Source organism: Erwinia sp. MYb416 (assembly GCF_037479575.1).
GTDB classification, from domain to species: Bacteria; Pseudomonadota; Gammaproteobacteria; order Enterobacterales; family Enterobacteriaceae; genus Erwinia; species Erwinia rhapontici.
On the sequence record NZ_JBBGYT010000038.1, the window covers coordinates 1 to 737 of the forward strand.

The following is a 737-nucleotide window of genomic DNA, read 5'->3' on the forward strand; positions in this document are numbered from 1 at the left end:
CTCTTCCACCGAGCAACAGCAGCATGTGCTGGTGTTTATCGACCTCGACCGTTTTAAAGCGGTCAACGATACCGCGGGCCATGCTGCGGGTGATGCATTGTTACGTGAAATCTCTGGCGTGATGCAGCAGCATCTGGGCGCAAGCGATTTCCTGGCCCGTCTGGGCGGTGATGAGTTCGGTGCATTATTGCCAGATTGCTCGCTGGAACAGGCCAGTGAGGTGGTCGAACGTATTGTTCACGCCGTGAATGAATATGGCTTCCTGTGGGAGGGCCGCCTGCATCATGTCGGTGCTAGCGCAGGCCTGACGCGTATCAGCCCGGAAAACACCAGCGCCAGTGAACTGATGGCACAGGCCGATCTCGCCTGCTATCACGCCAAAAATAACGGACGCGGCCAACTTTCCATGTATGAAAGCCATCTGCTGAAGCGCCTGAAACCCGTGATGAGCCGCATTGAAAACGAACAAATCATCGCTCAGCAGCCAATGCGTCTGCACGTCTGGGCCGCCGCACCGCCGGGGAAAATTCATGCCACCAGCTTCTATCTGGCGGAGATGCAATTGTTTACCCCGGAGGGACACGAGATTGATGAGGCCAGCTTCCGCACCGGGTTACAGGATGGTGATCTGTTTGTGGCCCTTGACCGTAAACTGATCAAAGAGTTTTTCCAGCATTATGCGCAGGGTGCACTGAGCAAAGGGTTAACGCTGGCGCTACCGGTGTCGGGTTTTGGTT

At 55.8% G+C, this 737-nt stretch carries 1 protein-coding gene; it reads left to right on the forward strand.

Translation table 11 applies throughout. From position 1 onward, the window contains the following. Window positions 1-737 (forward strand): diguanylate cyclase domain-containing protein (locus WH277_RS00345; protein ID WP_339503690.1); only part of this gene is annotated, 737 nt, incomplete at both ends.